1 protein-coding gene is annotated in these 281 nt (G+C 71.2%); it reads right to left on the bottom strand.

All coding sequences use genetic code 11. The annotated features are described in order from the left end of the window. Positions 1-281: hypothetical protein (locus tag DL891_RS16910; RefSeq protein ID WP_198668989.1), on the bottom strand; the 281-nt coding region annotated here is incomplete at both ends.

Below are 281 nucleotides of genomic sequence, written 5' to 3'. Positions count from 1 at the left end.
GCACGCTCGCGCTTCAGCGCAGCCGCTTCGTCGGCACCCAGGTGGCCCAGGCCGACCAGCGCTTCCAGGTCGCGTACGCCGAAGGCGCGCAGCGCCATCCAGCCCAGCGTGTTGAGATCGCGCAGGCCGCCGGGACCATCCTTGAGATCCGGCTCCAGGTTGTCGGCAGTGTCGCCGAAGCGCTGGTGGCGGTTGCGCAGCTCTTCCAGCTTGGCCAGGAAGAAGGCACGCGCCGGCCACAGCTCACGGTCGTCGATGGCCTCGCGCAGCGCACGGCGCGC

The sequence above is a fragment of the Homoserinimonas sp. OAct 916 genome, from assembly GCF_003260275.1.
Lineage (GTDB): Bacteria > Actinomycetota > Actinomycetes > Actinomycetales > Microbacteriaceae > OACT-916.
The sequence above is the reverse complement of the archived record's forward strand: the minus strand, read 5'-3'. Positions and strand labels throughout refer to the sequence as shown.